This is a genomic window from Mesorhizobium sp. M8A.F.Ca.ET.021.01.1.1, assembly GCF_003998025.1.
Taxonomy (GTDB): Bacteria; Pseudomonadota; Alphaproteobacteria; order Rhizobiales; family Rhizobiaceae; genus Mesorhizobium.
On record NZ_RZSJ01000880.1, the window covers coordinates 1 to 1,588 of the forward strand.

The 1,588-nt window shown below is 62.7% G+C and carries 2 protein-coding genes; both read right to left on the minus strand.

The features are described from left to right. Positions 1-706, minus strand: a 706-nt coding sequence (locus EOA36_RS35015) for an ABC transporter permease (protein ID WP_145969500.1), incomplete at its 3' end; no start/stop codon positions are given. A gap of 116 nt (positions 707-822) precedes the next feature. Further along, the coding region (locus EOA36_RS35020) for a sugar ABC transporter substrate-binding protein (RefSeq protein ID WP_145969501.1) at positions 823-1,588 on the minus strand (766 nt) is incomplete at its 5' end.

Here is a 1,588-nt window from a genome sequence, read left to right on the forward strand (position 1 = left end):
GCCCTGCGATGGCGCCGGCGAGCACGAAGGCGATGATCAGGTTGCGGTTCACCCGGATGCCGGCGCGGAAGGTCGCGGTTTCATTGCCGCCGATCATCACCAAGTGCCTGCCGAACGGCGTCTTGGCCATGATCAGCGAGAAGACCACGAAACAGGCCACCGCGATCCAGGCGGTAAGCGGCAGGCCGATCAGGCGCTGGATGCCGAACCACCGGATGGCGGGTGCCAGATCCTGTGCCGAGCGGCCGCCCGAAATGACCAGCACGAGGCCGCGTACCCAGATGTAGGAGGCGAGCGTGATGATGAAGGCGCTCATCTTGACCTTGACCACAAGATAGCCGTTGAAGGCGCCGATGAGGCCGCCGACGGCCAGCGCCAGCAGCAGCGAGACCGGAACCATCAGCCATTCCGGGTGCAATTGAACACCGAGGCCGATGCCCGAGGAGCAAAACAGGATGCCCACCGCCATGGCGCTGAGTGCGGCGACGGATTCGACCGACAGGTCCATGTGGCCGGCAATGATGACCAGCGCCAGGCCGATCGACATGACGCCGAGCACGCTCGACGCCTCGATGATGTTGGCGAAGATGCCGAGTTGGAAATAGTTCGGGATGAACAGCGAGAAGACGACCAGGACAAGGAGCAGCATGAACCAGACGAGGTTGTCGAGGACGAACTCCAGGGCGTGACGCGTGCGAGGGTTCATGTGTCGATCCGGTTGGCATGCGCAATCAAGGCCGCAGCGAATTGTCTGCGTCTCGTTTCATGCGGGCAGGGATGGGCTCCGGGCCAGGTATGGCCCGGAGCGTTCAGGCGACATGCCTATTCGACCGACTTGACCGTATCGGTCGGCGGCTTCTGGTTGCCCCAGAAGGCCGGGTTGTCGACGTTCTCCTTGGTGATGGCGGCACCCGGAATCTTGATGTTCGGGCCCCACGCTTCCTTGGTGACGGTCGATTTCAGGCCAAGCACGTCGTATTCGCCGGGCTTGATCTCTTGCTTCTTCGCGACCTTGTCCATGAACATGGCGACGGCCGCGGCCTGTGCGTAAAGCGGCTGCTCTACTTCGACATTGAGCCAGCCCTTGCGGATCAGGTCGAGGCCGACCGGCGCGCCGTTCGAGCTCATCAGCATCACGTCGCCCGGCTTCTTGCCGGCGGCCTCTAGCGAAGCGACGGCGGCGACCGACAGGTGCGCGGCATGGCTGAAGATCAGGTCGATGTCGGGATTGGCCAGCATCTGGTCGGCAACGATGGTGCCGGCATTGCTGGCCTCCCATTGCATGGCCGGCAGCGAGATGATCTTGACGTCCGGGAACGCCTTCATCTTCTCTTCAAAACCCTTCTGGATGTCGAGCGTGTAAGGATCGCCGGGGTCGCCAAGCACCTGAAGGACCTTGCCCTTCACCGAGCCGTTCTTGGCTTTCAGAAGCTTTTCGGCCTGATCGGCGGCGACATAGCCGATCTCGACGGTACCCGCGACCGACGTGAAATCGGACGGTGTCGACGTGATCTGGCGATCGAATTCGACCACCGGAATGCCGGCGGCGCGGGCGGCCTGGCTCGATGGTTTCAGCGCCTTGAAATCG